The sequence below is a fragment of the Streptomyces ortus genome (assembly GCF_026341275.1).
GTDB lineage: Bacteria > Actinomycetota > Actinomycetes > Streptomycetales > Streptomycetaceae > Streptomyces > Streptomyces ortus.
On sequence record NZ_JAIFZO010000002.1, the window covers coordinates 1,105,353 to 1,129,199 of the forward strand.

Sequence of the window (23,847 nt, forward strand, 5' to 3'; positions counted from 1 at the left end):
CCTCAGGACTCCTGGGTGAGGCGGGCGCGTACGTCAACGAAGACGCTGCCCCCTTCGATCTTTACGGGGTATACGGGGACGGGGCGCGTCGCGGGGAGGCCGGACGGCTTGCCGGTTCTGAGGTCGAACGCGGAGCCGTGCAGCCAGCACTCGATCTGACAGTCCTCCACCTCGCCCTCGGAGAGCGAGACGTTCGCGTGCGAGCAGATGTCGTGGATCGCGAACACCTCCCCCTCGGTCTGCACGACCGAGACCGGCGTGCCGTCGAGTTCCACCCGCTTCGGGGTGTCCTCCTCCAGCTCGCTCAGCCCACAGGCCCGCAGGTATTGAGCACGGTCGGCGGCAGTCATCAGACGGACGCCTCCAGCTCCTCGTCGATCCTGGCGAGGAGGCGTTCCTGGATGTCGGGGACGCGGATCTGCTGGACCAGCTCGGCGAAGAAGCCGCGGACCACCAGACGGCGGGCCTCGTCGGCCGGGATGCCGCGGGCCATCAGGTAGAAGAGCTGCTCGTCGTCGAAGCGGCCGGTCGCCGAGGCGTGTCCGGCGCCGACGATCTCGCCGGTCTCGATCTCCAGGTTCGGCACGGAGTCGACCCGGGCACCGTCGGTCAGCACGAGGTTGCGGTTCATCTCGTAGGTGTCCGTGCCCTCGGCGGCGGCCTCGATGAGGACGTCGCCGATCCACACCGCGTGGGCGCCGTCGCCCTGGAGCGCGCCCTTGTAGGCGACGTTCGACTTGCAGTGCGGGGTGTTGTGGTCGACCAGCAGGCGGTGCTCCTGGTGCTGGCCGGCGTCCGTGAAGTACAGGCCGAACAGCTCCGCGTCGCCGCCGGGTCCCGCGTAGGCGACCCGCGGGTGGAGGCGTACGAGGTCGCCGCCGAAGGTGACCACGAAGGACTTGAAGGTGGCGTCACGGCCGACCAGCGCGTTGTGCTGGCCGACGTGGACGGCCTGGTCGTCCCAGTCCTGGACGGAGACGACGGTGAGCTTGGCGCCGTCGCCCAGGACGTAGTCGACGTTGGCGGCCAGGACGGCGTCACCGGTGTGGTCGATGACGACGACGGCCTCGGCGAAGGCTCCCAGCTCGATGACCTGGTGGCCGTAGGCGACCCCGCCCGCGCCGTGCACGGCGATGCGGATCGGCTCGGTGAGGACCGTCTCCTTGGGGACGGTGACCACACCGGCCTTCTCGAACGCCGAGTAGGCCTGGGCGGCGACGCGGTCGACCGGGGTCGCCCGGCCGAGCCGCTCGTCGTCACGGCCGACGGTCTCGACCGTGACGCCCTCGGGCGCGTCGATGTCGACCTTCACGCCGTCGCCGGTGGCGACCGCGGTGCCGTCGTGCAGCCCGCGCAGCCGCTCCAGCGGGGTGAACCGCCACTCCTCCTCACGGCCGTGGGGGACGGGGAAGTCCGCCACGTCGAAGGACGGGGGCGCGCTCATGCGCGTGGCGACGGTCGACTCGGCGGCCACCGCGATCTGGCCCGCGGTGGTGGAGCCCACGGGGATGTTCTGAGCCTCAGCCATGGCTGTCGGTCTGCTCTCTTCCTACGTCTACGTCAGAAACCTGCGACTGCTCCGGAGTGCGGGTCCTAGCCGACCGCGCCTTCCATCTGCAGCTCGATCAGCCGGTTGAGCTCCAGCGCGTACTCCATGGGCAGCTCCTTCGCGATGGGCTCGACGAAGCCGCGCACGATCATGGCCATCGCCTCGAACTCGGAGAGGCCGCGGCTCATCAGGTAGAAGAGCTGGTCGTCGGAGACCTTGGAGACGGTCGCCTCGTGGCCCATGGACACGTCGTCCTCGCGGACGTCCACGTAGGGGTACGTGTCCGAGCGGGAGATGGTGTCGACGAGCAGCGCGTCGCACAGGACGTTCGACTTCGAGCCGTGGGCGCCCTCGCCGATCTCGACGAGACCGCGGTAGGACGTACGGCCGCCGCCGCGCGCCACGGACTTCGACACGATGTTCGACGAGGTGTTCGGCGCCATGTGGACCATCTTGGAACCGGCGTCCTGGTGCTGGCCCTCGCCCGCGAAGGCGATGGAGAGGGTCTCGCCCTTGGCGTGCTCGCCCATCAGGTAGACGGCCGGGTACTTCATGGTGACCTTGGAGCCGATGTTGCCGTCGATCCACTCCATGGTCGCGCCCTCGTACGCCACGGCGCGCTTGGTGACCAGGTTGTAGACGTTGTTCGACCAGTTCTGGATGGTCGTGTAACGGCAGCGTCCACCCTTCTTGACGATGATCTCGACGACCGCGGAGTGCAGCGAGTCCGACTTGTAGATCGGGGCGGTGCAGCCCTCGACGTAGTGCACGTAGGCACCCTCGTCGACGATGATCAGAGTCCGCTCGAACTGGCCCATGTTCTCCGTGTTGATACGGAAGTAGGCCTGGAGCGGGATCTCGACGTGCACGCCCTTCGGCACGTAGATGAACGAGCCGCCGGACCACACCGCGGAGTTCAGCGACGCGAACTTGTTGTCGCCGACCGGGATGACGGTGCCGAAGTACTCCTTGAAGAGCTCCGGGTGCTCCTTCAGCGCGGTGTCGGTGTCCATGAAGATGACACCCTGCGCCTCCAGCTCCTCGTTGATCTGGTGGTAGACGACCTCGGACTCGTACTGGGCCGCGACACCGGCGACGAGGCGCTGCTTCTCCGCCTCGGGGATGCCGAGCTTGTCGTACGTGTTCTTGATGTCCTCGGGCAGGTCCTCCCAGGACTGCGCCTGCTTCTCCGTGGAGCGCACGAAGTACTTGATGTTGTCGAAGTCGATGCCGGAGAGGTCCGAGCCCCAGTTCGGCATGGGCTTCTTGCCGAACAGGCGCAGGCCCTTGAGACGGAGGTTGGTCATCCACTCCGGCTCGTTCTTCTTGGCGGAGATGTCCCGGACGACGTGTTCGTTGATACCGCGCTTGGCAGAGGCACCAGCCACGTCGGAGTCGGCCCAGCCGTATTCGTAGTTGCCCAGACCCTCGAGCTCGGGGTGGGCGGTCTCCTCGATGGGGAGCGTCATGCGGGGTTCCTCCCGGCGGTACGTGCGGATGCGTTGTCAGTGGTCTTGGCGGGCGTGGAGACTGGTGGAGCCTTGGAAATCTTCGGGGCGGGGGAGTTCTTGGGGATGAAGGTCGTGCAGACGCCGTCGCCGTGGGCGATGGTGGCCAGCCGCTGCACGTGCGTACCCAGCAGCTGGGAGAAGAACTCGGTCTCCGCCTCGCACAGCTGCGGGAACTGCTCGGCCACATGGGCGACCGGGCAGTGGTGCTGGCAGAGCTGCTCACCGACCGGTGCGCTGCGCGCCGTAGCAGCGTACCCGTCCGCGCTCAGGGCCTTGGCCAGGGCTTCGGCGCGCTTCTCGGGGGTGGCGGACTCGACCGCCTCGCGGTAGGCGCCGGCCTGGGCGGCCATCCGGGCGCGGGCGAAGGCGACGAGCGCCCCCTCCCCGCCCTCACGGTCGGCGATCCAGCGCAGGGCGTCCGCGGCGAGCTGGTCGTAGGACTGGTCGAAGGCGTCCCGGCCGCAGTCGGTCAGGGCGAACACCTTGGCGGGCCGTCCGCGCGTGCGCGCGCCGTAGACCCGCTGCTCGCGGGGCTCCACCACGTCGTCGGAGACGAGGGCGTCGAGGTGCCTGCGCACGGCCGCCTGGGTGAGTCCCAGCCGTCCGGCGAGATCGGCCACGGTCGACGGGCCGTGGTCCAGGATGGAGCGCGCGACCCGGTTGCGCGTGGAGCGCTCCCCGCTCGCGAGTTCCTCCTGAGGGGCCCCCGTGGGGGTCTCCCGAGCCTCGCCGACGTATTTCACAACACCATTGTTGCGTAATTCCTCAGAGAGTGACAAGCCGTGCCCGCGACCGATGGGGTGCGCTGCATCACTTAGGTGAACCTAATCTGACCTGCGGGAACGATCTTTGATCGATCAATTCGGTGGCGCGGCCCGAGGCGGACGGCAAGACTGGTGAACCATGCCGACACCCCCTCCCACCGGCCCTCTGGTCACCCGCGCCACCCTCGCCACGGACCTGCGCGCACTGGGCGTACGCCCCGGCGAGACGCTCCTCGTCCACGCGTCGCTCCGTTCCCTCGGATGGGTCAACGGAGGAGCGGTCGCCGCCGTCCAGGGACTCCTGGACGCACTCGGACCCGACGGCACGCTCGTGGTCCCCACCCAGTCCGGCGACCTCTCCGACCCGGCCCTGTGGAGCAACCCGCCCGTGCCCGAGGAGTGGTGGCCGGCGATCCGCGCCACGATGCCCCCGTACGACCCGCTGGTGACGCCCTCACGTGGGGTGGGCGTGGTCCCGGAGACCGTGCGCCGCTGGCCCGGCGCCCTGCGCAGCGCGCATCCGCAGACCTCCTTCGCGGCCGTCGGCCCGGCCGCGGCGGCGGTCGTCGAGGGCCACGCGCCGGACTGCCGCCTCGGCGAGCACAGCCCGCTGGCGCGCCTGGAGGAGCGCGGCGCCCGGATCCTCATGCTGGGCGCGGGGTATGACACCTGCACCGGCTTCCACCTCGCCGAGTACCGGATACCCGCACCCCGCGTCGAGGTGGGACGGCCGGTCCGCACTCCGGAGGGGCCCCGGTGGGAGAGCGTCACGGAGGTCTCGATCAGCTCGGACGAGTTCGACACCCTGGGCGCCGACTTCGAGCGCGACCGCCCTGTCGTACGCGGCCGGGTGGGCGCGGCGGACACCCGGCTGTTCCCGCTGGCGGACGCGGTGGCCTACGCGCAGCGGTGGCTCGCGGTGCACCGTTCGCGCGAGGAGTGGATCACGAACGACGTGCCCCACCCACGCTCCCTCCCACACCCCGCCCCGCCCCGCCCGTGACGCGCCCCGCCCTCATGCGCCCGCCCGGCCGTCCCTAGACTTGGCGACCATGCGAAGTGAGGCCGCCCATGCGAAGTGACCCCGTCGTCCAGGTCAGCGGTCTGGTGAAGCGTTACGGCGGGAAGACCGCCGTGGACGGCCTGGATCTGGTGGCCCGGGCGGGCATCACGGCCGTGCTCGGACCCAACGGCGCGGGCAAGACGACCACCGTCGAGAGCTGCGAGGGATACCGGCGCCCCGACTCCGGAACGGTCCGGGTCCTGGGCCTGGACCCGGTGCGCGAGGCCCCGGCCCTGCGCCCCCGCATCGGTGTGATGCTCCAGTCCGGCGGCGTCTACTCCGGCGCCCGCGCCGACGAGATGCTCCGGCACGTGGCCAGGCTGCACGCACATCCGCTGGACGTGGACGCGCTGATCGAGCGCCTGGGCCTCGGCAGCTGCGGCCGGACCACCTACCGGCGCCTGTCCGGGGGCCAGCAGCAGCGTCTCGCGCTCGCCATGGCCGTCGTCGGACGCCCCGAGCTGGTCTTCCTGGACGAGCCGACGGCCGGCCTCGACCCGCAGGCACGCCGGGCCACCTGGGAACTCGTCCGGGAGCTGCGCGCCGACGGGGTCTCGGTGATCCTGACCACGCACCACATGGACGAGGCCGAGCAGCTCGCCGACGACGTGGCGATCATCGACGCCGGCCGGGTCATCGCCCAGGGCTCCCCCGAGGAGCTGTGCCGCGGCGGCGCCGAGAACACCCTGCGGTTCGGCGGGCGCCCCGGCCTGGACGTGGCCTCCCTCCTCAAGGCCCTCCCGGCGGACTCCACGGCGGCCGAGCTGACGCCGGGCTCGTACCGGGTGGGCGGCAAGATCGACCCGCAGCTGCTCGCCACCGTCACGAGCTGGTGCGCCCAGCACGGGGTGATGCCGGAGAAGATCTCCGTGGAGCGGCACACCCTGGAGGACGTCTTCTTGGAGCTCACCGGTAAGGAGCTGCGCGGATGAGCACGGAGCGGATGAGCACGGAAACGACGGGAACGGGCGCGGGAGCCGCCGCCCGGTCGACGGCCGCGGGCACCTACGCGCCGAAGCCGGGAGCCGCCCCGCTGCCCCGCATGATCGCGACGCAGGCGGCCCTCGAAACGAAGATGCTGCTGCGCAACGGCGAGCAGCTGCTGCTGACGGTGATCATCCCGACGCTGCTGCTCGTGCTGTTCAGCGCGGTGGACATCGTCGACACGGGCGAGGGGAAGGCCGTCGACTTCCTGACGCCGGGCATCCTCGCGCTGGCCGTGATGTCGACGGCGTTCACCGGCCAGGCCATCGCGACCGGTTTCGAGCGCCGGTACGGCGTGCTGAAGCGGCTCGCCGTCTCCCCGCTGCCACGCTGGGGCCTGATGACGGCCAAGACACTCTCCGTGCTGGTCACGGAGGTCCTCCAGGTACTCCTCGTGACGGCGATCGCCCTCGCGCTCGGCTGGTCCCCGCACGGCAATCCGTTCGCCGTGCTGCTCCTGCTGGTCCTGGGCACGGCGGCGTTCTCCGGGCTCGGCCTGCTGATGGCGGGGACGCTGAAGGCGGAGGCCACGCTGGCCGCCGCGAACCTGGTCTTCCTGCTGCTGCTCATCGGCGGCGGGGTGGTCGTCCCGCTGGACAAGTTCCCGCAGGGAGCGCAGGACGTCCTCGGTCTGCTGCCGGTCTCGGCCCTCTCGGAGGGGCTGCGGGACGTGCTCCAGCACGGGGCCGGTATGCCCTGGGGCAGTCTCGGGATCCTCGCGCTGTGGGCGGCCGTGGGCCTGGCGGCGGCGGGCAGGTTCTTCCGCTGGGAGTGACGGCACAGGGACACGCGCTCTCGGCGAGGGGGCTCGTGAACGCGTGCACAAGCGGCCCCCTACGATGGAGCCCGTGCCAAACGTGACCCGAGCGGACGCCGCTCAAGCCGTGCGCAACCCGCTCGCCTTCATCGCCGGGCGCTGGACCCCCTCCCCCCGGACGGTCCGGCGCGCCGCTCTCGCCGCGCTCGTCATGGCGGTACTGATCGTGGTCACCGGTGGTGCCGTCCGGCTGACCGGCTCGGGTCTCGGCTGCCCGACCTGGCCCAAGTGCACCGACGACTCCCTCACCACGACGAGCGAGATGGGCCTGCACGGCGTCATCGAGTTCGGCAACCGCATGCTGACGTACGTGCTGTGCGCCGCGGTCGGCTGGGCGATCATCGCCGCGCGCTCGCAGAAGCCGTACCGCCGCAGCCTCACCCGGCTCGGCTGGGCGCAGTTCTGGGTGGTCATGGGCAACGCGATCCTCGGCGGGGTCGTCGTCCTCGTGGGGCTGAACCCGTACACGGTCGCCGCGCACTTCCTCCTCTCCACCGCGCTGATCGCCGTCGCCACGGTGATGTGGCAGCGCACCCGGGAGGGTGACGACGCACCCCGTCCGCTGGTCGGGAAGCCGGTGCTGCAGATGGCGTGGATCCTGGTCACCGCCACGGTCCTGCTGATCGCGGTGGGCACGGTCGTCACCGGTGCGGGCCCGCACGCCGGCGATTCCAGCGAGGTGCACCGCATCCCGCTGAACTGGGAGGACGTCACCAAGCTGCATGCCGTGCTGGCCTGGATCGTGGTGACGCTGGCCTTCGCCCTGTGGTTCGTCCTGAAGGCCGTCGACGCGCCCCGGGGCCCCCTGCACCGCACCCGCGACCTCTTCCTGGTGCTTCTCGCGCAGGGCGCCATCGGGTACGTCCAGTACTTCACCGATCTGCCGGAGGTCCTGGTCGGCCTCCACATGTTCGGCTCCTGCCTGGTGTGGATCGCCACGCTCCGCGTCCTGCTGGCCCTGCGGGAACGTCCGGGGACCGTGGCCGAGCTGCCGGGCCAGTCGACGGAGTCGGCGCTCAGCCGCACCTGACGCGCCCCCGGTCCGTCAGGTGTACGCGGCCACCAGCCGGTCGATCGCCGGACCGAGGTAGTCCCTGGTCAGGCGCCCCCGGCGGGCCACCCACCCCTGGACCTCCCGAACCTCCCGGAGCGGCGTCCCCGGCCCCGGGTACCGCCGCCCGCGGATGTCCGCGACCACCTCGACGGGCGCGCCGAGGCCGGGCAGCAGGTCCAGGGCCTCGCGCTTGGTGATCAGACGGCCCTCCTTCAGGGTGACCGCGGCCCGCGCGTGGGTGGTCATGCCGACGTCCACCCACGCGTCCTGGGTCCAATTGCCCGTACGGTCCACCTCGCGGCGCCAGAAGTCCCGCTGGTCCCGGACCACGAACGCGGCGAGTTCGTCGTCGGTCACCGGTGGCAGCAGGGCCTCGGGGCGCTCGCCGTCCAGGACCAGCCCGAAGGCGTGCAGCTCGCGCCGGGTCACCGGGGTGACCGGCCGTGCGAAGAGCTGCCGGTGCGCCCAGGTGAGGTGCCGTCGCTCCGGATCGGCGGCCGTGCCGGGCGTCAGATAGCTGCAGTGCAGCTTGGCGACGAGCGGTTCGGCACGCAGCCGGGCGTGCAGCCGGGCCACCCGCCAGACCGTTCTCGCGCCGATCGGGCCGTCCAGGACCACGATCAGGTCCAGGTCGCTGCGGCCCTCCTGGTAGTCGTCGCCGCCCACGCAGCCGAGTGAGCCGTGGGCCCACACCGCCACGGGGCCGAGGCCGCGCAGTTCGGTGCGGAAGCGGTCGAGGAGCCGGTCGGTCGCGTCGCTGCGAGTCATGCGCCCAGTCTGTGCACCTCACCGCACTCCGTACACCCGCCTCACTCCACTCCGTACACCCGCTTCGCGTTGCCCGCGGCGATCAGTCCCGCGACCCGCTGCGCGTCGGCCTGCGACCAGGCGCCCTCGCTCACCCAGGCGCCGAGCACCCGGGCGAGCGCCTCGCGGAAGAGACGGGCGCCGACCACATGGAGTTCGGGCAGTCCGTGGGCCCCGCTGGAGAACAGGAGCTTGCCGAAGGGGGCGAGCTCCAGGATCTCCGAGAGCACGGCCGCCGCCCGCGCGCCGGTGCGCACCAGCGCCGCGCCCAGATCGGCGTACACATGCGGGAAGATCCCGGCGAGATGCGCCGCGTGGCGGTGGTACGGGTAGCCGTGCAGCAGCACCAGATCGGTGCCGAGCCCGGCCGTGGCACGGGCGAAGTCGGTGAGCAGGACAGGGTCGGTACGGTCGATGCGCAGACCGGGTTCGCCGAGGCCCGCGTGCAGCTGGAGCGGACGGCCGGAGGCGACGGCGATCCACAGCAGGTGTCTGAGCAGCACCGGGTCGCCCAGCGCGCCGCCCACCCGGCGGCCCGCCAGCCAGCGGCCCGCGGCGCCCCGCACCTCGCCGGGTCCCGGTGGTTCGGGCGCGAGCGCGAGGCCGTGCCGCACACCCGCCACCGAGGTGAAGGCCACGGCGGTGACGGCGGCCCCGTGCACCGACTCGGCGAGGTTGGCGAGGAACGACTCGACGGTGCCGGAGGTGTCGGCGACCTGCTCGGCGAGCAGTTCGAGACGGACGATCTCGTGGGCGTCGGCGGCCCCCGTGGAGGCCATCTCACCGGGCCCGGTGAGATCGCCGGGCAGCCCGGTGTCGACGAGATACGTCGTGATGCCGGTCCCGCGCAGCAGCTTGCGGCCCGACTCCAGGACGCCGAGTTCGCGGCGGCGGGCCAGATAGCGGGCGGGCGGGCAGTGCGGTTCGAGCCCCAGCAGAGGGGGGCACCAGCGGCGTACCGCGAAACCGGTCTGGGTGTCGAAGAACGTGGTGCCCGCGGCGGGCGGTCCCTCGCCGCGGGCCAGGTGGGCCTCGAAGGTGCCGAGACCCAGCTCCGTCCGCAGTACGCCGTGGCAGTACTGGTCCACCAGCGACGGCGTTTCGATCATCCGGACCTCCCCCGCGATTGGCTCCGCCTGTGTGCAGGGCCTAACGGGGGAGGTGGGTGGTCGGGTGCGGGTCCGCTGAAGCCGGCCGCGCCCACGAGGCGGAGCCGCAGATGTCACAGCCCCGCGCCCCTTCGGGCGCTGTCAACCGTTGCTGGGGCCGCCGACCTGGATGCCCGCCATGCGGGTCCACTCGTACGGGCCCGTCCTGACCTTGTTGGCGAAGTCGCCGTCGAAGTCCTCGTGGACGGTGATGCCGGACTGCTTCACGGCTTCCTCGGCGAGGGCGTAGGTCGGGGCCACGAGGTCGCCCCACTCACCGTCCTCCCCCACGAGCACGATCCGGGCACCCTTCTGCCCGAGGTACGCGATCTGCCCCTCGGCCCCGCCATGGGCCTGGGCGAAGGAGGAAATCTGCTTGACGAGCTTGGCCGTACGCCGCCCGCCGCCGTCAACCTGCTGAGTCTCTGCCATACCCAGATGCTACCGACCGGTAGCCCCCCAAGGGGCGCGGGGAACGGCGCAATCTTCTGTCCTTCAGGGGCGCGGGGAACTGCGCGACCAGCCATGGCCGACCCGCACCCGACAACGCACCTCAGCGACGCCGCGTGGCGGACGCGGCGTCAGCGCAGGAAGGGGTCCACGGCCACCGCCACGAACAGCAGCGACACGTACGTGATCGACCAGTGGAACAGCCGCATCTCCTTCAGCTTCGCCCCCACGGCCCCGCCCTTGGCCCGCGACTGCAGCCCGTGGGCCTCCCAGAGCCAGAACCCACCCGTCACGACGGCGACGACCGTGTAGAACCACCCCGTGTAGCCGAGCGGCGTGAGCAGCAGGGAGACACCGACCATGGCCCAGCTGTAGAGGACGATCTGCCGCGCGACGACCTTGTTGGAGGCGACGACGGGCAGCATCGGCACGCCCACGCGCGCGTAGTCGTCCTTCACCTTCATGGACAGCGGCCAGTAGTGCGGCGGCGTCCAGAAGAACATGACGAGGAAGAGGATGACCGGGGCCCACGACATGGAGTTCGTGACGGACGACCAGCCGATGAGGACCGGCAGACAGCCGGCGATCCCGCCCCACACGATGTTCTGCGACGTACGCCGTTTGAGGAGCATCGTGTAGACGACGACGTAGAAGAGGAGGGCTCCCAGCGCCAGCCACGCGGACAGCCAGTTGACGGTGAGGCCGAACAGGAGCGTGGAGACCACGGCCAGCGTGATGCCGAAGGCGAGGCACTCGCGGGGACTCACCATGCCGGTGACGAGCGGGCGCTGCGACGTACGTTCCATGAGCGCGTCGATGTCGCGGTCGATGTACATGTTCAGCGCGTTGGCGCCACCCGCGGACAGGTAGCCGCCGAGGCAGGTGAGGAGCACCAGCTTCAGGTCGGGCACCCCCTGCTGCGCCAGGAACATCACCGGCACGGTGGTGATCAGCAGCAGTTCGATGATCCGCGGCTTGGTGAGAGCGACGAACGCCTTGATCCGGGCCCCGAACGGCCGGTGCTTCGTGCCCTGAGTCGTCCCAAGCACTCCCGCTGGACGGGATTCAACGGCCGTCACGCACACCCCTGACAGAGACATCCCAGCGAGCCCCGGGTGTGAACTCCCGGTAAAGGCTCGCGCGTACCACGCCACTGTAGACGTTGCCCAGACCCCGGCCTCGGCGGGGGTCCGCTCGTGTTGAAAGGGTCCTGCGAAGGACTGATCGCCTTCGGATTGAGCACTCGGATGACCGGCTCCGTATTCACTTGCCGAATACGGAACCCGCCGGTCGGGAGGCGGAAGAGGGCAAGTCCCGGCAGTCTGGAATGACTCGAAAGAATGCGCGTTGCCACGGGGGTAGGCTCGACAGCGAGCCGGTGGGCGCCACGTGCACCGGCATTCGACATGTGCGACATGTGGAGAGGAGCCCTGACCCAGGGTGAGCACCAAGCCGACCACAACAGACATCGAGTGGACCGAATGGGACCAGCGGGCGGTCGACACCGCCCGCATCCTGGCCGCCGACGCCGTACAGAAGGTCGGCAACGGCCATCCGGGTACGGCGATGAGTCTGGCACCAGCCGCGTACACCCTGTTCCAGAAGGTGATGCGGCACGACCCGGCGGACGCCGACTGGACCGGCCGCGACCGTTTCGTACTGTCCGCCGGCCATTCGTCCCTGACTCTCTACACGCAGCTGTACCTGGCCGGCTTCGGCCTGGAGCTGGACGATCTGAAGTCGTTCAGGACCTGGGGCTCGAAGACCCCGGGACACCCCGAGTACGGGCACACCACCGGTGTGGAGACGACGACCGGACCGCTCGGCCAGGGTGTCGCCAACGCGGTGGGCATGGCGATGGCCGCCCGCTACGAGCGCGGTCTGTTCGACCCGGAGGCGGCCCCCGGCACCTCCCCGTTCGACCACTTCATCTACGCGATCGCCGGTGACGGCTGCCTCCAGGAGGGCATCTCCGGCGAGGCGTCCTCGATGGCGGGCCACCAGAAGCTCGGCAACCTGATCCTGCTGTGGGACGACAACCACATCTCGATCGAGGGCGACACCGAGACGGCCGTCTCCGAGGACACCCCCAAGCGGTACGAGGCCTACGGCTGGCACGTCCAGCGCGTGGAGCCGCAGGAGAACGGCGACCTCGACCCGGTCGCCCTGTACGCGGCGATCGAGGCCGCGAAGGCGGTCACGGACAAGCCGTCGTTCATCGCGATGCGCTCGATCATCGCCTGGCCCGCCCCGAACGCGCAGAACACCGAGGCCGCCCACGGCTCGGCGCTCGGCGACGACGAGGTCGCGGCCACCAAGCGGGTCCTCGGCTTCGACCCGGAGAAGACCTTCGAGGTCTCCGACGAGGTGCTGGCGCACGCGCGCAAGGCGCTCGACCGGGGCCGTGAGGCCAAGGCCGAGTGGGAGAAGGGCTTCGCCGCGTGGCGGACCGCCAACCCGGAGCGCGCCGCCGAGTTCGACCGCGTCGCCGCGGGCGAACTGCCGGCCGGCTGGGAGGAGAAGCTCCCGGTCTTCGAGACGGGCAAGGGCGTCGCCACGCGCGCCGCGTCCGGCAAGGTCCTCCAGGCGCTCGGCTCGGTCATCCCCGAGCTGTGGGGCGGCTCGGCCGACCTCGCGGGCTCGAACAACACGACGATCGACAAGACGTCGTCCTTCCTCCCGGCGGACAACCCGCTGCCGGAGGCGAACCCGTACGGCCGCACGATCCACTTCGGTATCCGCGAGCACTCCATGGCCGCGGAGATGAACGGCATCGCGCTGCACGGCAACACCCGTATCTACGGCGGCACCTTCCTGGTGTTCTCCGACTACATGCGCAACGCCGTGCGCCTGTCCGCGCTGATGCACCTGCCGGTGACGTACGTGTGGACGCACGACTCCATCGGTCTCGGCGAGGACGGCCCGACCCACCAGCCGGTCGAGCACCTGGCCTCGCTGCGCGCCATCCCCGGCCTGAACGTCGTGCGCCCGGCCGACGCCAACGAGACCGCGATCGCGTGGCGCGAGATCCTGCGCCGCTACACCAAGGTCTTCGGCAAGGGCAACCCGCACGGTCTCGCGCTGACCCGCCAGGGCGTCCCGACGTACGAGGCCAACGAGGACACCGCCAAGGGCGCGTACGTGCTCTTCGAGGCCGAGGGGCCCGACGGGCAGCGCGCGGAGCCCGAGGTCATCCTCCTCGCCACCGGTTCCGAGGTGCACGTGGCCGTCGAGGCGCGCGAGCGGCTCCAGGCCGACGGCACCCCGACCCGGGTCGTGTCCGTGCCGTGCGTGGAGTGGTTCGACGAGCAGGACCAGGGGTACCGGGACTCGGTACTCCCCCCGTCCGTGAAGGCGCGCGTGGCGGTCGAGGCCGGCATCGGCCTGACCTGGCACCGCTTCGTCGGGGACGCCGGCCGCATCGTCTCCCTGGAGCACTTCGGCGCGTCGGCCGACGGCAAGGTCCTCTTCCAGGAGTTCGGTTTCACTGCCGAGAACGTCGCGGACGCAGCCCGGGAATCGATCGCCGCAGCCCAGCGCTGACGCTCACATACGACACGTAGGAGATGCATTTTCCATGACAGACGCACTGAAGCGCCTCTCCGAAGAGGGCGTCGCGATCTGGCTGGACGACCTGTCGCGCAAGCGGATCACGTCCGGCAACCTCGCCGAACTGATCGACCAGCAGCACGTCGTGGGCGTCACCACCAACCCGTCCATCTTCCAGAAGGCGATCTCGCAGGGCGACGGCTACGACCAGCAGCTCTCCGACCTCGCCGCGCGCGGGGTCACGGTCGAAGAGGCCATCCGCATGATCACGACGGCGGACGTCCGTGACGCCGCCGACATCCTGCGTCCGGTCTTCGACGCGACGCAGGGCCAGGACGGCCGGGTCTCGATCGAGGTCGACCCGCGCCTGGCGCACAACACGAAGTCGACCGTCGCCGAGGCCAAGCAGCTCGCGTGGCTCGTCGACCGGCCGAACACGCTCATCAAGATCCCGGCGACCGAGGCGGGTCTGCCCGCGATCACCGAGACGATCGCACGCGGCATCAGCGTCAACGTCACGCTGATCTTCTCGCTGGAGCGCTACCGCAAGGTGATGGACGCGTACCTGGAGGGCCTGGAGAAGGCCAAGGCCGCCGGCCTGGACCTCTCCAAGATCCACTCCGTGGCCTCCTTCTTCGTGTCCCGCGTGGACACCGAGATCGACAAGCGCCTCGACGCCCTCGGCACCGACGAGGCCAAGGCCGCCCGCGGCAAGGTCGGTCTCGCCAACGCGCGGCTCGCCTACCAGGCGTACGAGGAGGTCTTCTCCTCGGACCGCTGGGCCGCCCTGGACCGGGCGCAGGCCAACAAGCAGCGTCCGCTGTGGGCCTCGACCGGCGTCAAGGACCCGGCCTACAAGGACACCCTGTACGTCGACGACCTGGTCGCGCCGAACACGGTGAACACCATGCCGGAGGCGACCCTGTTCGCCACCGAGGACCACGGGCAGATCACCGGTGACACCGTGACCGGTACGTACGAGCAGGCCCGCGCCGAGATCGACGCGGTCGAGAAGCTCGGGATCTCGTACGACGAAGTGGTTCAACTCCTGGAGGAAGAGGGCGTCTCGAAGTTCGAGGACGCCTGGAACGACCTGCTCAAGTCGACCGAGGCCGAGCTCAAGCGCCTCGCCCCTTCGGAGGGCTGAAATCTTGTCAAGCAGCAATCCGCTGCGTGACCCGGCGGACCGACGGCTCCCGCGTATCGCGGGGCCGTCGGGCCTCGTCATCTTCGGGGTCACGGGCGATTTGTCCCGTAAAAAGCTTATGCCTGCCGTTTATGACCTTGCCAACCGCGGCCTGCTGCCGCCGGGCTTCTCCCTCGTCGGCTTCGCACGCCGCGAATGGGAGAACGAGGACTTCGCCCAGGAGGTCCACGACGCCGTCAAGGAACACGCCCGTACGCCGTTCCGTGAGGAGGTCTGGCAGCAGCTCGTCCAGGGGATGCGCTTCGTCCAGGGCACCTTCGACGACGACGACGCCTTCGAGCGGCTGCGCGACACCATCGGGGAGCTGGACAAGGCGCAGGGCACGGGCGGCAACTTCGCCTTCTACCTCTCCGTGCCGCCGTCCGCGTTCCCGGTGGTCATCCAGCAGCTGAAGAAGCACGGCCTCGCCGACCAGTCGAGCGGCTCCTGGCGGCGCGCGGTCATCGAGAAGCCCTTCGGCCACGACCTGAAGTCGGCCGAGGACCTCAACACCACCGTCGAAGAGGTCTTCGCCCCGGACCAGGTCTTCCGCATCGACCACTACCTGGGCAAGGAGACGGTCCAGAACATTCTGGCGCTGCGCTTCGCCAACCAGATGTTCGAGCCGATCTGGAACCGGTCGTACGTCGACCACGTACAGATCACGATGGCCGAGGACATCGGCATCGGCGGCCGGGCCGGCTACTACGACGGCATCGGCGCCGCCCGTGACGTCATCCAGAACCACCTGCTCCAGTTGATGGCCCTCACCGCGATGGAGGAGCCCTCCTCCTTCGACGCGGATGCGCTCGCCGCCGAGAAGACCAAGGTGCTCGGCGCGGTCAGGCTGCCCGCCGACCTGGGCGCGAACACGGTCCGCGGTCAGTACGCCGAGGGCTGGCAGGGCGGCGAGAAGGCCGTCGGCTACCTCCAGGAAGACGGTATCGACCCCCAGTCGAAGACCGACACGTACGCGGCGATCAAGGTGGAGGTGGACAACCGCCGCTGGGCGGGCGTCCCCTTCTACCTGCGCACCGGCAAGCGCCTCGGCCGGCGTGTCACCGAGATCGCCGTCGTCTTCCAGCGCGCCCCGCACTCCCCCTTCGACCACACGGCGACGGAGGAGCTGGGCCAGAACGCGATCGTCTTCCGCGTCCAGCCCGACGAGGGCATCACGGTCCGCTTCGGCTCCAAGGTGCCCGGCACCTCCATGGAGATCCGGGACGTCTCGATGGACTTCGCGTACGGCGAGTCGTTCACGGAGTCGAGCCCCGAGGCGTACGAGCGGCTGATCCTCGACGTGCTGCTCGGCGACTCGAACCTCTTCCCGCGCACCGAGGAGGTCGAGCTGTCCTGGAAGATCCTCGACCCGATCGAGGAGTACTGGGACAAGCACGGCAGGCCCGCGCAGTACCAGTCGGGCACGTGGGGGCCCGTCGAGGCCGACGAAATGCTCGAGCGAGACGGACGGAGCTGGCGTCGGCCATGAAGACAGATCTCACGGACACCACGGCCAGCAAGATCAACAAGGCGCTCGTGCAGGCGCGCCGGGCCATAGGCACCCCGGCCGTCGGCATGGTCCTCACCCTCGTCATCGTCACCGACGAGGAGAACGCCTACGACGCCCTGAAGGCCGCCAACGACGCCGCACGCGAGCACCCCTCGCGCACCCTCGTCGTCATCAAGCGCGTCTCGCGCTCCCCCCGCGACCGCACCAAGTCCCGCCTGGACGCCGAGGTGCGGGTCGGCGCGGACGCGGGCAGCGGCGAGACGGTCGTCCTGCGGCTGTACGGCGAGGTCTCCGACCACGCCCAGTCGGTGGTCCTGCCCCTGCTGCTGCCCGACGCGCCGGTCGTCGTCTGGTGGTCGGTGGACGCGCCCCGCGACGCGGCGGGCGACCCGCTGGGCGCCCTCGGCCAGCGCCGGGTCACCGACAGCTACACGGCGGAGAAGCCCGTCGAGGAGCTGAAGTCCCGCGCCGAGAGCTACGAGCCGGGCGACACCGACCTCGCGTGGGCCCGGATCACCCCGTGGCGTTCCATGCTGGCCGCCGCCCTCGACCAGGTCGACTGCGAGGTCGTCTCCGTCGAGGTGGCGGGCGAGGAGGCCAACCCGAGCGTCGAGCTGCTCGCCATGTGGCTCGCCGACCGGCTCCATGTGCACGTACGCCGTGCCGTGTCCGCGGGCCCCGGTCTGACCCAGGTGCGCCTGGAGACGACCGGCGGCCCCATCACCCTGCACCGCTCGGACGGCGCGATGGCCACCCTGGCACTGCCCGGCCAGCCGGACCGCGCGGTCGCGCTCAAGCGCCGCGAGACGTCGGAGCTGCTCGCGGAGGAGCTGCGCCGGCTCGACCCGGACGACACGTACGCGTCCGCGCTGCGGTTCGGGGTGGACCGTCTCGGCGGCATCCAGTCGGCGTCGCAGCGGCCCGAGGCAGCCACCTGGACGCCGGGGGAGCTCCCGGTCCGCCCGCTGCACGACACCCCGGCCCAGGCCACGAAGGCCTCGGCGGCCGTGGCGGGGGCCGGGACGGGCGAGGGAGACGCGGGGCGCCCCACGCCCGCCCAGATGCCCCCGGTCAAGAAGGCGGACCCGCAGTGAGCACTCCCCAGCTGGTCGTCCACCGCGACAAGGAACTGATGGCCCAGGCCGCCGCGGCCCGGCTCATCACGAAGGTCGTGGACGCGCAGGCCTCACGCGGTCACGCCTCGGTCGTCCTGACCGGTGGCCGCAACGGCAACGGCCTGCTGGCCGCGCTCGCGTCCGCGCCCGCCCGGGACGCGGTCGACTGGAGCCGGCTCGACCTGTGGTGGGGCGACGAGCGGTTCCTGCCCGAGGGCGACCCCGAGCGGAACGTCACGCAGGCCCGGGATGCGCTCCTCGACTCGGTGCCGCTGGACCCGAAGCGCGTGCACGCCATGCCCGCGTCGGACGGGCCTTGGGGCGGGGACGTGGACGCGGCGGCGGAGGCCTACGCGGCCGAACTCGCGTCGGCGGCGGGGCCGGAGAATCACGCTTCCGTGCCGTCCTTCGACGTGCTGATGCTGGGCGTCGGGCCGGACACGCACGTGGCGTCGCTGTTCCCGGAACTGCCCGCTGTCCGTGAGACGGAGCGGACGGTGGTGGGGGTGCGGGGCGCGCCGAAGCCGCCGCCGGTCCGGGTGACGCTCACGCTGCCCGCGATCCGGGCCGCGCGGGAGGTGTGGTTGCTCGCGGCGGGCGAGGACAAGGCGGAGGCTGCGGCGATCGCGCTGTCCGGGGCGGGGGAGATCCAGGCGCCGGCCGCTGGTGCGCGGGGGCGGGCCCGCACGTTGTGGTTGCTGGACGCGGCGGCGGCGTCGCAGCTGCCGCGCGCGCTGTATCCGCCGGCTTCGCCGTGACGGAGGGGTAAGGGGTAAGGGGTGGGGCGGCAGGGGCTTTCCTCGCCCCCGCCGCCCCTACCCGTTCCCGTCACCGCATGGGGGCTTCGCCCCCTACCCCCCCATTGCGCAGTTCCCCGCGCCCCTGAAGCCCCCTGGGGGCGCGGGGAACTGCGCGAACGGGGGCGAGGGGGCGCAGCCCCCATACGTGGTCGGGGACGGGAAGGGGCGGCGGGGGCGAGAGACGTCCGGTTATTTGACCGAACCCGCCATGACCCCCTGCACGAAGTGCCGTTGGAATGCGAAGAAGACCACCACCGGCACCACCAGCGACAAGAACGCCCCTGGCGCGAGCACATCGATATTGCTCCCGAACTGCCGTATCTGCGACTGCAGTTCCACAGTCAACGGCTGCGCGGAACTATCCGCGAACAGCAGCGCGACCAGCATGTCGTTCCAGACCCAGAGAAACTGGAAAATGGCGAGGCTGGCAAGCGCCGGCCGCCCCACCGGCAGCACGAGCCGGGTGAAGATCCGCCACTCCCCGCCCCCGTCCATCCGCGCGGCCTCCAGCATCTCCTTCGGCATTTCGGCGAAATAGTTCCGCAGCAGGAAGATCGCGAACGGCAGCCCGTACGACACGTGGAAAAGGATGACCCCGGGAATCGTGCCGAACAGCCCCAGCTCGCCGAAGAGTTTGGCCACCGGCAGCAGCCCGATCTGCACGGGCACCACCAGCAGCGCGACCACGATCAGGAAGACGGTGTCCCGCCCGGGGAACTCCAGCCACGCGAACGCGTACCCCGCGAGTGCGGCGATGACGACGACGAGGAACGTCGTCGGCACCGAGATCAGCACGGTGTTCCAGAACGCCCGCGTCATCCCCTCATTGCCCAGCAGTGCCGAGTAGTTGTCGAAGGACAGCTGCCGGGGGCTGGTCAGCACGGTCCACCAGCCGCCCGTCGCGGTGTCCTGGGCGGACCGCAGCGAGGACAGGAAAAGGCCCGCGAGCGGGGTGAGCCAGACCAGGCCGATCACCACCAGGAACGCCTGGACCAGGCTGTTGCCGAGCCCCCGCCTGAGCGCGTTCATCGTTGACTCCCTCGGAAGCGGCGGACGTTGAAGACCATGGCGGGGATGACCAGAAGCAGGAGCAGGACGCCCAGCGCACTGCCGAGACCCTGGTTGTTGCCGCCGCCGAAGGACACCAGCCACATCTGGGTGGCGAGCACGGTGGCGTCCTCCTGCACGGGTCCCGGCGCGATGATGTAGACGAGGTCGAAGACCTTCATCACGTTGATCACCAGCGTCACGAAGACCACGGTGAGGACGGGTGCGAGCAGCGGCACGGTGATGCGCCGGAAGATCTGCCACTCGTTCGCGCCGTCCATCCGGGCCGCCTCCAGCGCGTCCCGCGGGAGCGCGGCGAGCCCGGCCCCGATCAGCACCATGGCGAACCCGGTCCAGATCCACAGGTACGCGCCGATGATGGCGGGAGTGACAAGCGCGGGACCCAGCCAGGAGATCCCCTCGTACGGCGGGGCGAAGTTCGAGCCGGGCAGCCGCACGGTGTACGAGCCCGCGTCGAGTCCCTGGAAACGGAAGGAGCCGTCGGCCGCGGTGGTGGCGCTCGCGACGGTCTTCCCGTCGCGCACCGCCTCGACGGCCATCCCCGGCAGCCCGCTCTCCGCCTTGTCGACCTCGCCCTGCTTCCCTCCCCCGCCGCGCGTGAAGTCCAGGTAGACGACACCGCGCACTTCGTCGGCGGACGCCTTGCGCGCCGCCGCCGGATAGGCGGGCCGCGCGTCCCCGGGCAGGTCGTCGGCGCGCACGCCGACCAGACCGAGCCCGACGGTGTCACCGGGGGACACACCGGCGGTCGTACCGTACGAGCCGTCGGCGCCCTTGGTGAGGCCCTGGCCCTCGCGGGCGCGGGCGGTCGGGTAGGACGACTCGCCCTTGAACGCGTCGTGGACGGAGACGACGGCCGCGTTCAGGACGCCCTTGTCGGGGTCCTCGTCGTAGGCGAGCCGGAAGATGATGCCGGCGGCGAGGAAGGAGACGGCCATCGGCATGAAGAGCAGGAGCTTGAACGCCGTCGCCCAGCGCACTTTTTCGACCAGCACGGCGAGGATCAGGCCGAGGCCGGTGAGCAGGGTGGGTGCGATGACCACCCAGATGGCGGTGTTCCGGACGGCCTTGATGGTGGCGGGGTCGTGGAACATCTCGGTGTAGTTGTCGCCGCCCACGAACCGGTCGCCGGAGGCGTCGAAGAAGCTGCGGCCCACGGAGAACAGCACGGGGTAGACGACGAGCGCGCCGAGCAGGAGCAGCGCGGGCAGGACGAACGCGACGGCGACGACCCGGGCCCGGCGGCGCGCGCGCTGTCTGCGGTCACGGTCGGCCCGCGCGGCGGACGACGGACCCTCCTCGTCCGGGTCCTTCCTGTCTTTTCTGTCTTTGAGGTCTGTGGCGGTCATGGCAATCAGTCCTGGTACGCCTTGGCGGCGGCCTTCTCCAGCGCCGCGGCGGTCGCCTTCGGGTCGGACGGGTCGCGCAGGAAGTCCTGGAGGAGCTTCCACTCGCCCGCGCCCTTGGTGCCGCCGAACGCGGCCGGGGCCTGGTCCGACATGTCGAAGCGGACCGAGTCACCGGCGTCCACCAGGGACTTGGCGGTCTCGCGGGTGATGTCGTCGCCGTAGGAGGCGAGGTCGAGCTCCTTGTTCGGGGAGAGGAAGCCGCCGACCTCGGCCCAGACGGCGGACGCCTCGGGGGTCGCGAGGTACTCCAGGAACGCCATGGCGGCCTTCGGGCTCTTGCCGTCCTTCAGGACGACCGCCGCGTCGCCGCCGCTGACCACGGGCGCCTTGCCGTCGCCGACCGCGGGGAAGGGGAAGAAGTCCGCGTCCTCTCCGATCTGCCTGCCGAACTGGTCCTTGGCGACACCGGCCACGAAGTCTCCCTCGTAGACCATGCCGGCGGCGGGCTCGGGTCCGAAGACCTTCTCGACGGAGCCGGGGAAGTCGGTGTTCAGGGCGCCCTTCTGGCCGCCGGCTATCAGCTCCTTGTCCTTGAAGAGCTTGCCGAGGGTGGTGAGGGCGGCGACCACGGTCGGGTCGGTCCACTTGATCTCGTGGGCGGCGAGGGCGTCGTACTTCTCGGGGCCCGCCTGCGAGAGGTAGACGTTCTCGAACCAGTCGGTGAGGGTCCAGCCGTCCTGTCCGGCGACGGAGAAGGCCGCGAGGCCCGACTCGGAGACGGTCCGTCCGGCCTCCAGCATCGCGTCGTAGCTCGTCGGCGCCTCGACGCCCGCCTCATCGAGGGCGTCGGGGCTGTACCAGACCGTCGACTTGTGGGCGGCCTTGAAGTACAGGCCGTACAGGCTGCCGTCGACGCTGCCGTAGTTCTTCCACACGTCCGCGTAGTTGGCGTCGACGGACTTCTGGGCGGTCCTGGACAGCGGCTTGAGCCAGCCCTCCTTCGCGAACTGCTGGAGGACGCCGACCTGCGGGACCATCACCACGTCGGGCGCGTTGCCACCCTCGATCTTGCTGCCGACGACCGTGGAGACGTTGTCGCCGGTGGAGGTGAACTGCGTCTTGGCGCCGGTCTTCTCGGTGAACGCGTCCAGGACCTTCTGGAAGTTCTTCTGCTCGCTGCCGGACCAGACTCCGGCCACGTTGATCGTCTGGCCGCTGAGCGGCTTGTCGCCGCCGCCCGCCGAGACGGGGCCGCCGCCTCCGCACGCGGTGGCACCGAGGGACAGAGCGAGGGCGGTGCAGCTCGCGAGCAGGGTCGTACGTCGTCGCATCATCGTTGATGTTCCTTCGTGAGAGCGGTGAGAGCGGTGAGAGCCGTGAGAGCGGTACTTGAGGGGGTCGGCGGCCGGTGCGGCCGGTTCAGGAGGCGGTGCGGTCGCTGATCCACCAGGCGGCCGTCGAGCCGGGCAGGACGCCGGGCGCGCAGGGGCCGCTGGACAGCAGGGGGGTGCCGGCGACCGGCGCGGGCGTCGGTGCCGTACCGAAGTTGACGGCGCACACCAGGCCGTCGCCGCGGACGAAACCGAGGACGCCGGGCGGGGTGTCCAGCCAGCGCAGCGGGCCTTCGCCCAGCTGGGGCATCCCGGCCCGCAGTTGGAGCCCGTCGCGGTAGAGGTGCCAGAAGGAGCGGGTGTCGGCGAGGGCGCGGTCGGTGGCGTACTCCGCGAAGTAGGCGGGCTGCGGCAGCCACGGCTTGGCGCTCTCGGTGCCGGTGGTGAAGCCGAACGGGGAGGCGTGCCCCGACCACGGCAGCGGCACCCGGCAGCCGTCGCGGACCCGGGCGCGGCTGCCGGTACGGCGGTAGATCGGGTCGGTGAGCACGTCGTCCGGCAGATCGACGACCTCGGGCAGCCCCAGCTCCTCCCCCTGGTAGATGTACGCGGCACCGGGCAGCGCCAGCATCAGCAGGGCCGCGGCGCGGGCGCGGGCGGCGCCCAGTCCGCTGCCCTCGGCGCCCAGTTCGCCGTAGCGGGTGACCGTGCGGACCTGGTCGTGGTTGTTGAGGACCCAGGTGACCGTGGAGCCGGTGCCCGCGATGTCCTGCATGGCCTCCGAGATGACCTTGCGGAAGGCGTCGGCGTTCCAGGACGCGCTGAGCAGGTCGAAGAAGAAGGCCTGGTGCAGCTCGTCGGGGCGTACGTAGTGGGCGTGTTCGCGGGCGGAGGGCACGGAGACCTCGCCGACGAGCAGCCGCTCCCGGCCGTCGCGGGCGGTGTACTCCTCGCACACCGACCGCCAGTGCCGCCAGACGCCGTGCACCTCGGGCTGGTTCCAGGCGAGCGGGTTGACGGAGTCCCGGGTGCGGGCGTCGGCCATCGGATCGGGCGAGTCGGGCAGGTCGGCGTGCTTGTAGAGGCCGGCGGCGACATCGACGCGGAAGCCGTCCACACCCCGGTCGAGCCAGAAGCGCAGGACGTGGTCGAAGTGGGCGCCGACCTCCGGGTTGCGCCAGTTCAGGTCGGGCTGCTCGGGCGTGAACATGTGCAGGTACCACTGGCCGGGCGTGCCGTCCCGCTCGGTGATCCGGCTCCAGGCGGGGCCGCCGAACATGGCGTGCCAGTTGTTGGGCGGCTCCGCTCCCCCGGGCCCGCGGCCGTCGGCGAAGTGGAAGCGGGCGCGGGCCTCGCCGCCGGGTGCTTCGGCGAGCGCCTGCCGGAACCAGGGGTGCTCGCTGGAGCAGTGGTTGGGGACTATGTCGAGGAGCACCTTGATGCCGAGCAGCCGGGCGTCCGTCATCAGCAGGTCGAACTCGCCGAGGTCTCCGAAGAGCGGGTCGACGTCGCAGTGGTCGGCCACGTCGTAGCCGTGGTCCTGCTGCGGTGAGGGGTAGAAGGGGCTCAGCCAGATCCCGTCGACGCCGAGCTTCTTCAGGTACGGCAGTCCGGCGCGTACCCCGGCGAGGTCGCCGATGCCGTCCCCGGTGCTGTCGAGGAAGCTGCGGACGTAGACCTGGTAGATCACTGCGTCGCGCCACCAGCGGTGCGTGTCGATCGTCACCCGTTGACCCGTCTGTGCGTCCGTGTGCCTGCTCCGGTTATGCATGCATGTTAAGTAGACATGTCG

General features: G+C 70.6%; 21 protein-coding genes. 9 read left to right on the forward strand and 12 right to left on the reverse strand.

Annotation, left to right across the window (positions count from 1 at the left end; translation table 11 throughout):
- Nucleotides 1-2 precede the first annotated feature (2 nt).
- From K3769_RS08150 to K3769_RS08165, 4 genes are all read right to left on the reverse strand, one after another.
- Complete coding sequence (locus K3769_RS08150) at nt 3-350, reverse strand: non-heme iron oxygenase ferredoxin subunit (protein WP_267025757.1); 348 nt, start codon at nt 348-350, stop codon at nt 3-5.
- Nucleotides 350-1,528, reverse strand: a complete 1,179-nt coding sequence (gene sufD / locus K3769_RS08155) for a Fe-S cluster assembly protein SufD (protein ID WP_267025758.1) — start codon at nt 1,526-1,528, stop codon at nt 350-352. The genes K3769_RS08150 and sufD overlap by 1 nt, the downstream gene beginning before the upstream one ends.
- A 65-nt stretch (nt 1,529-1,593) precedes the next feature.
- On the reverse strand, nt 1,594-3,018 hold the full coding sequence (gene sufB / locus K3769_RS08160; RefSeq protein WP_107017660.1) for a Fe-S cluster assembly protein SufB: 1,425 nt from the start codon (nt 3,016-3,018) through the stop codon (nt 1,594-1,596).
- Nucleotides 3,015-3,803: a helix-turn-helix transcriptional regulator gene (locus tag K3769_RS08165; protein WP_267025759.1), complete on the reverse strand. Its 789-nt coding sequence runs from the start codon at nt 3,801-3,803 to the stop codon at nt 3,015-3,017. Before K3769_RS08165 ends, sufB begins: the two co-directional genes overlap by 4 nt.
- Before the next feature lie 160 nt (nt 3,804-3,963).
- On the opposite strand from K3769_RS08165, the gene K3769_RS08170 reads away from it, so the two are divergent.
- The 4 genes from K3769_RS08170 to K3769_RS08185 all read left to right on the forward strand — a co-directional run bounded on the left by K3769_RS08170 (nt 3,964) and on the right by K3769_RS08185 (nt 7,718).
- Nucleotides 3,964-4,827, forward strand: coding sequence for an AAC(3) family N-acetyltransferase (locus tag K3769_RS08170; RefSeq protein ID WP_267025760.1), 864 nt, complete (start codon nt 3,964-3,966; stop codon nt 4,825-4,827).
- A gap of 68 nt (nt 4,828-4,895) precedes the next feature.
- Entirely contained in the window at nt 4,896-5,819 is a 924-nt protein-coding gene (locus K3769_RS08175; RefSeq protein ID WP_267025761.1) for an ABC transporter ATP-binding protein, read from the forward strand.
- An 11-nt stretch (nt 5,820-5,830) separates the two neighbouring features.
- Nucleotides 5,831-6,646 carry an ABC transporter permease gene (locus K3769_RS08180; protein WP_267031291.1) on the forward strand — a complete coding sequence of 272 codons (816 nt, stop codon included), beginning with the start codon at nt 5,831-5,833 and terminating at the stop codon, nt 6,644-6,646.
- A 64-nt stretch (nt 6,647-6,710) separates the two neighbouring features.
- On the forward strand, nt 6,711-7,718 hold the full coding sequence (locus K3769_RS08185; RefSeq protein WP_267025762.1) for a COX15/CtaA family protein: 1,008 nt from the start codon (nt 6,711-6,713) through the stop codon (nt 7,716-7,718).
- A gap of 15 nt (nt 7,719-7,733) precedes the next feature.
- Here the strand turns inward: K3769_RS08185 and K3769_RS08190 are convergent, their stop codons facing one another.
- From K3769_RS08190 to K3769_RS08205, 4 genes are all read right to left on the reverse strand, one after another.
- Nucleotides 7,734-8,510 carry a nucleotidyltransferase gene (locus tag K3769_RS08190; RefSeq protein WP_267025763.1) on the reverse strand — a complete coding sequence of 259 codons (777 nt, stop codon included), beginning with the start codon at nt 8,508-8,510 and terminating at the stop codon, nt 7,734-7,736.
- A 41-nt stretch (nt 8,511-8,551) separates the two neighbouring features.
- On the reverse strand, nt 8,552-9,658 hold the full coding sequence (locus K3769_RS08195) for an amidohydrolase family protein (RefSeq protein WP_267025764.1): 1,107 nt from the start codon (nt 9,656-9,658) through the stop codon (nt 8,552-8,554).
- A 141-nt stretch (nt 9,659-9,799) separates the two neighbouring features.
- Nucleotides 9,800-10,129: a hypothetical protein gene (locus K3769_RS08200; RefSeq protein WP_267025765.1), complete on the reverse strand. Its 330-nt coding sequence runs from the start codon at nt 10,127-10,129 to the stop codon at nt 9,800-9,802.
- Nucleotides 10,130-10,278: 149 nt separating this feature from the next.
- Complete coding sequence (locus K3769_RS08205; protein WP_282566127.1) at nt 10,279-11,247, reverse strand: heme o synthase; 969 nt, start codon at nt 11,245-11,247, stop codon at nt 10,279-10,281.
- 340 nt (nt 11,248-11,587) lie between these two features.
- Here K3769_RS08205 and tkt point away from each other — a divergent pair, with 340 nt between their 5' ends.
- The 5 genes from tkt to pgl are packed head-to-tail and all read left to right on the forward strand — an operon-like array spanning nt 11,588 to nt 18,265.
- A complete protein-coding gene (gene tkt / locus K3769_RS08210) occupies nt 11,588-13,690 on the forward strand; it encodes a transketolase (RefSeq protein WP_267025766.1) in 2,103 nt (700 codons plus the stop codon).
- 34 nt (nt 13,691-13,724) lie between these two features.
- Nucleotides 13,725-14,843: a transaldolase gene (tal, locus tag K3769_RS08215; protein WP_267025767.1), complete on the forward strand. Its 1,119-nt coding sequence runs from the start codon at nt 13,725-13,727 to the stop codon at nt 14,841-14,843.
- A gap of 1 nt (nt 14,844) precedes the next feature.
- Nucleotides 14,845-16,371, forward strand: coding sequence for a glucose-6-phosphate dehydrogenase (zwf, locus tag K3769_RS08220; RefSeq protein ID WP_308216466.1), 1,527 nt, complete (start codon nt 14,845-14,847; stop codon nt 16,369-16,371).
- Entirely contained in the window at nt 16,368-17,486 is a 1,119-nt protein-coding gene (gene opcA, locus K3769_RS08225) for a glucose-6-phosphate dehydrogenase assembly protein OpcA (protein ID WP_267025769.1), read from the forward strand. The genes zwf and opcA overlap by 4 nt, the downstream gene beginning before the upstream one ends.
- On the forward strand, nt 17,483-18,265 hold the full coding sequence (gene pgl / locus K3769_RS08230; protein WP_267025770.1) for a 6-phosphogluconolactonase: 783 nt from the start codon (nt 17,483-17,485) through the stop codon (nt 18,263-18,265). The genes opcA and pgl overlap by 4 nt, the downstream gene beginning before the upstream one ends.
- Nucleotides 18,266-18,496: 231 nt before the next feature.
- Here pgl and K3769_RS08235 read toward each other — a convergent pair whose 3' ends face one another.
- From K3769_RS08235 to K3769_RS08250, 4 genes are all read right to left on the reverse strand, one after another.
- Nucleotides 18,497-19,336 carry a carbohydrate ABC transporter permease gene (locus K3769_RS08235; protein WP_267025771.1) on the reverse strand — a complete coding sequence of 280 codons (840 nt, stop codon included), beginning with the start codon at nt 19,334-19,336 and terminating at the stop codon, nt 18,497-18,499.
- Nucleotides 19,333-20,724, reverse strand: a complete 1,392-nt coding sequence (locus K3769_RS08240) for an ABC transporter permease subunit (protein ID WP_267025772.1) — start codon at nt 20,722-20,724, stop codon at nt 19,333-19,335. Before K3769_RS08240 ends, K3769_RS08235 begins: the two co-directional genes overlap by 4 nt.
- Nucleotides 20,725-20,729: 5 nt before the next feature.
- Nucleotides 20,730-22,058: an ABC transporter substrate-binding protein gene (locus K3769_RS08245; protein ID WP_267025773.1), complete on the reverse strand. Its 1,329-nt coding sequence runs from the start codon at nt 22,056-22,058 to the stop codon at nt 20,730-20,732.
- A gap of 85 nt (nt 22,059-22,143) precedes the next feature.
- Nucleotides 22,144-23,826 (reverse strand): glycoside hydrolase family 13 protein, encoded by a 1,683-nt coding sequence (locus K3769_RS08250; RefSeq protein ID WP_267025774.1) that lies wholly within the window; start codon nt 23,824-23,826, stop codon nt 22,144-22,146.
- Nucleotides 23,827-23,847 lie beyond the last annotated feature (21 nt).

Excerpts from the sequence above, each read along its gene's own strand:
- K3769_RS08205 (WP_282566127.1), bottom strand. The coding sequence starts at position 11,247 with ATGTCTCTGTCAGGGGTGTGCGTGACGGCCGTTGAATCCCGTCCAGCG.
- K3769_RS08190 (WP_267025763.1), bottom strand. The coding sequence starts at position 8,510 with ATGACTCGCAGCGACGCGACCGACCGGCTCCTCGACCGCTTCCGCACC.
- K3769_RS08175 (WP_267025761.1), top strand. The coding sequence starts at position 4,896 with ATGCGAAGTGACCCCGTCGTCCAGGTCAGCGGTCTGGTGAAGCGTTAC.
- K3769_RS08180 (WP_267031291.1), top strand. The coding sequence starts at position 5,831 with ATGAGCACGGAAACGACGGGAACGGGCGCGGGAGCCGCCGCCCGGTCG.
- K3769_RS08195 (WP_267025764.1), bottom strand. The coding sequence starts at position 9,658 with ATGATCGAAACGCCGTCGCTGGTGGACCAGTACTGCCACGGCGTACTG.
- K3769_RS08245 (WP_267025773.1), bottom strand. The coding sequence starts at position 22,058 with ATGATGCGACGACGTACGACCCTGCTCGCGAGCTGCACCGCCCTCGCT.
- K3769_RS08200 (WP_267025765.1), bottom strand. The coding sequence starts at position 10,129 with ATGGCAGAGACTCAGCAGGTTGACGGCGGCGGGCGGCGTACGGCCAAG.
- K3769_RS08235 (WP_267025771.1), bottom strand. The coding sequence starts at position 19,336 with ATGAACGCGCTCAGGCGGGGGCTCGGCAACAGCCTGGTCCAGGCGTTC.
- K3769_RS08240 (WP_267025772.1), bottom strand. The coding sequence starts at position 20,724 with ATGACCGCCACAGACCTCAAAGACAGAAAAGACAGGAAGGACCCGGAC.
- K3769_RS08250 (WP_267025774.1), bottom strand. The coding sequence starts at position 23,826 with ATGCATAACCGGAGCAGGCACACGGACGCACAGACGGGTCAACGGGTG.
- K3769_RS08150 (WP_267025757.1), bottom strand. The coding sequence starts at position 350 with ATGACTGCCGCCGACCGTGCTCAATACCTGCGGGCCTGTGGGCTGAGC.
- opcA (WP_267025769.1), top strand. The coding sequence starts at position 16,368 with ATGAAGACAGATCTCACGGACACCACGGCCAGCAAGATCAACAAGGCG.
- K3769_RS08170 (WP_267025760.1), top strand. The coding sequence starts at position 3,964 with ATGCCGACACCCCCTCCCACCGGCCCTCTGGTCACCCGCGCCACCCTC.
- K3769_RS08185 (WP_267025762.1), top strand. The coding sequence starts at position 6,711 with ATGGAGCCCGTGCCAAACGTGACCCGAGCGGACGCCGCTCAAGCCGTG.
- sufB (WP_107017660.1), bottom strand. The coding sequence starts at position 3,018 with ATGACGCTCCCCATCGAGGAGACCGCCCACCCCGAGCTCGAGGGTCTG.
- tal (WP_267025767.1), top strand. The coding sequence starts at position 13,725 with ATGACAGACGCACTGAAGCGCCTCTCCGAAGAGGGCGTCGCGATCTGG.
- sufD (WP_267025758.1), bottom strand. The coding sequence starts at position 1,528 with ATGGCTGAGGCTCAGAACATCCCCGTGGGCTCCACCACCGCGGGCCAG.